General features: G+C 67.0%; 4 protein-coding genes. 3 read left to right on the forward strand and 1 reads right to left on the reverse strand.

Going from position 1 to position 3226, the window contains the following annotated elements; genetic code table 11:
- The first annotated feature begins 155 nt into the window (after nt 1–155).
- On the forward strand, nt 156–776 hold the full coding sequence (locus tag JYJ84_RS32285) for a TetR/AcrR family transcriptional regulator (RefSeq protein ID WP_174976758.1): 621 nt from the start codon (nt 156–158) through the stop codon (nt 774–776).
- Nucleotides 777–903: 127 nt separating this feature from the next.
- Here JYJ84_RS32285 and JYJ84_RS32290 read toward each other — a convergent pair whose 3' ends face one another.
- Nucleotides 904–1506: a TetR family transcriptional regulator gene (locus JYJ84_RS32290; protein WP_174958247.1), complete on the reverse strand. Its 603-nt coding sequence runs from the start codon at nt 1504–1506 to the stop codon at nt 904–906.
- Between the two features lie 395 nt (nt 1507–1901).
- Between JYJ84_RS32290 and JYJ84_RS32295 the strand changes: the two genes are divergently transcribed.
- Nucleotides 1902–2564, forward strand: a complete 663-nt coding sequence (locus JYJ84_RS32295) for a DUF3313 domain-containing protein (protein WP_174958248.1) — start codon at nt 1902–1904, stop codon at nt 2562–2564.
- 23 nt (nt 2565–2587) lie between these two features.
- Nucleotides 2588–3226: MlaD family protein (locus JYJ84_RS32300; RefSeq protein ID WP_240201931.1), on the forward strand; the 639-nt coding region annotated here is incomplete at its 3' end.

The raw sequence follows: 3226 nt of genomic DNA on the forward strand, positions 1-3226 counted from the left end.
CGAGCGCCGCGAGCGGGCGCGTGTCGCCTTCGGTGCCGTAGGTGGCGATGACGAGCTTCATGCGTGACTCCTCGTGCACGGCGGGAACGGGTGGATTCAAAAAAATGCACGTCGTATACTAATGCAACTCGTACACTTTCAGTCAATCCCCCGCCATGCCGATTCCGACCGAAGATCCGGGCCGTCGTGCGCGCAAGCGCATCCAGATGCTCGCGCATCTCGCCGCCACCGGCGCACGCCTGTTCGACGCGCACGGCTACGACGCCGTCACGATGGAACAGATCGCCGCACAGGCCGATGTCGCGAAGCGCACGCTGTACAACCACTTTGCAACGAAGGAAGCCGTGCTTGCGCACTGGCTGGAAGGTGAACTCGCACGCGATCTTGCGCATCTGCAGCGCGACGTCGCGCGGCGCAAGACCTTCGCGTCGCGCATCGGCTGCGTGCTCGATGCGTCGGCGGCGTGGTGCGAGCAGCATCCCGCGTACCTGCTCGCGTATTTGCGCCATCGCTTCCTGAGCATCGGCGCGGTCGAACCCGCAAGCGGTGGAGAGAACGGCAGCGATATTGCGCTCGTGTGGCAGCAATTGATCGCAGCCGGGCAGCAATCCGGCGAACTGAACGGCACACTGCGGGCCGACCAGCTCGCGACGTGGTTCCATCACCTGTATCTCGCGGCGATGCTGCGCTGGCTGACCGTGCCGGGGCTGTCGTTGAAACGGGAGTTCCAGGCGGTCGCGAAGCTGTTCGTCGAAGGCGCGGAAGCGAAAAGCTGAGCGGCGGCGGTGGTCAATGGCCGGTGGCCGGCCAGGCGCTCACCGGATCACAAGCGCCCGAGCACGACCGCGAGCAGCGAGCGCCCGAAACGGACGACCGCCACCCCGCATGCGACGAATGCCCGCTTCATTTTTTCCGCGACGCTTTCGCGGCCGGTGCGGCAGCGCCGCCGCCCGACGGCCATTGCGTCTCGTCGAGCAGCCGGTCGAACAGCCGCGCGCGCTCGTCGGACGACAGCGGGCACAACCCGAACATCGCCGATAGCGCGAGCCCCCAGGCCGCCTTCCAGCGCAGCAGCGCAAGATCGGGATCGCCGGATTCGGCCGCGATGCGCTTCGCGTTCTCGCCATCGATATCGCGCACCTGCTGCAGCGGTGCGGGATCCTCGACCAGCGCCGCCATGATCGCCAGCGCCGCCGACGGCTGCTGGTCGATCACTTCGCGCATCGTCGCGATCTGCGCGGACAGCGTCGGCTGCCCCGCGCCCGGATCGCGCGCGGCCAGATAGTCGCGCTGGAATCGTTGGTAGTAGTCCTGCTGATGTTCCATCAGCGCATTCAGCACATCGCCTTTCGTGCGGAACTGATGCATCAGCCCGCCCTTGCTGATGCCGCTTTCGCGCGAAATCGCATCGAACGTGAGCTTGCCCGGGCCGTCGCGCTCGAGAATCGCGAGCGCCGCCTGGATCGCGGCAGTGCGCGTTCGCTCGGAACGCGTCGGGTTGTCCATGAACTGTCCCCGCTATGGAGTCATGCAAGGCGACCGCGCCGAACCGGCACGATCGTGATCGTATGAAGGAAGTGCGCGGAGTCTACCACAAACAAACCGCCTGGTCGGTTTACTTCCAGAAATGGCGGTGCTACGATCGGCTCCCGCATCGGCCCCGGCCGGATGCCGAACCACACCGCGCATCGCGCGGCGCGGTGCAAGCGCCGCCCGCAGCCTGGCTGCACGGCCGATCATCCCTGCCCGACGGCTTGTTGCTCCCGGCATTCATGGGGTTACTTCGCCTTAAAAACAAACCGTCTGGTTGGTTTTTTTAGTCAACTCGAAGCAGCGATACCGCCCTGTTTCACCACCCTTCGCCCGGCACTACCGGCGCGAATCCCGACCCGGAGAGTCAGATGAACCGATCGATCAAGCCCAGCCACCTGCTCAACGCCGCGCTCTGCGTCGCACTCGCCGGATGCGCCGGCGTCCAGCCCGCCCGCTACAGCAGCATCGAATCGTCGCCATACCTGCGCAGCGATCCGCAGGACAAGTCCGGCCGCGTGCCCTACCGCTACGCGTTGCCGGCGGACTGGCACAGCTACCGCAAGCTGATCCTCGACCCGGTGGCCATCTATCGCGGCACCGACCACCAGTTCGGCGACCTGACCGACCAGGACAAATCGACACTCGCCGCGTACATGGGCGACACGTTCGCGAAGAAGCTCGGCAAGCGCTTCGAGCTGACGAACACGCCAAGCCCCGGCACGCTGCGCGTCAAGCTGACGCTGACGGGCGCCGTGACGACGACGACGTTTGCCGGCGCATTCGCGCACTTCGACCTCGCGGGCAACGTGTACAACGGCGTGCAGGCGATCCGCGGCCGTGAAGGCGCGTTCACGGGCTCGGTCATGTATGCGGTGGAGATCCGCGATGCCGCGACGAACCGGCTGATCAACGCATACGTGACGAAGCAGTATCCGAACGCGATGAACATCGGCGCGAGTTTCGGCGCGCTCAGCGCGGCCAGGACGGGCATCGACAAGGGCGCCGATGCACTCGTCGCGCAATTCGACTGAAACCCGCCGGCACACGTTGGCCCGTGTTGCGCGGATGCGTGCCGGCCCGCGCGCGGGCGGCGCTCGTCTGGATCGTGCCGCTCGCGGCCGCTGCGCTCTGCATTGCATGGGGCATCGCGTCGCTCGGCAGTCGCGGGCCGACGATCACGATCGCCTTCGCGAGCGCCGACGGGTTGGCGGCCGGCCAATCGACACTGCGGCTGCGCAATGTCGACATCGGCCGCGTCACGCGCGTTCGCGCGTTGCGCGGACAACCAGGCGTGACGATCGATGTGCGGCTGAACGCCGACGCGCACGCACTGGCGGTGGCGGACACTCGCTTCTGGATCGTGCGGCCGCGCATCGGGCCCGACGGCCTCTCCGGTCTCGATGCGGCGCTGTCCGGTTCGTATATCGCGGCCGTGCTTGGCCATTCGCGCGAACCGCGCACGACGTTCACCGGGCTCGATGCGCCACCCGTCACCGAAGAAGGCGGCCGCCACTACACGCTGCGCGCGACATCGCTCGGCTCGGTTGCGATCGGTTCGCCCGTCTATCACCGGCGCGCACGCGTCGGCCAGGTGACCGGCTATGCGCTCGATGCCGACGGGCACGGCGTCTCGATCGACGTGTTCGTCGCCGCGCCATTCGATCGAGCGGTCGACGTCGATGCGCGCTGGTGG

The sequence above is a fragment of the Burkholderia sp. LMG 13014 genome (assembly GCF_905232215.1).
GTDB lineage: Bacteria > Pseudomonadota > Gammaproteobacteria > Burkholderiales > Burkholderiaceae > Burkholderia.

Coding starts and splice junctions, on each gene's coding strand:
- JYJ84_RS32295 (WP_174958248.1), top strand. CDS start 1,902: ATGAACCGATCGATCAAGCCCAGCCACCTGCTCAACGCCGCGCTCTGC.
- JYJ84_RS32290 (WP_174958247.1), bottom strand. CDS start 1,506: ATGGACAACCCGACGCGTTCCGAGCGAACGCGCACTGCCGCGATCCAG.
- JYJ84_RS32285 (WP_174976758.1), top strand. CDS start 156: ATGCCGATTCCGACCGAAGATCCGGGCCGTCGTGCGCGCAAGCGCATC.